General features: G+C 65.5%; 1 protein-coding gene. It reads left to right on the plus strand.

Going from position 1 to position 229, the window contains the following annotated elements; translation table 11 throughout:
• The first annotated feature begins 84 nt into the window (after positions 1–84).
• Positions 85–213, plus strand: a complete 129-nt coding sequence (locus ACR9ZK_RS22875; protein ID WP_481344211.1) for a hypothetical protein — start codon at positions 85–87, stop codon at positions 211–213.
• The last annotated feature ends 16 nt before the right edge of the window (positions 214–229 follow it).

Raw genomic sequence — 229 nt, forward strand, 5'->3', positions numbered from 1 at the left:
CCCCCCCCCCCCCCCCCCCCCCCCCCCCTTTCCAAAACAAAAAACGACATACCAGATGTAGCTCCGTCTCGTGGGCTCGGAGATGTGTATAAGAGACAGGCCCAGCAGGGCATCGGACTCACCGCTGCGGCCTCCGGGAGCAGCCCCGAGTCGCCTCTGACGTTCGTCGGGGCAGCCGACCCGGGGATCCCCCTGTCTCTTATACACATCTGACGCTGCCGACGACGGA

Source organism: Monashia sp. HAY1-5C, from assembly GCF_056755255.1.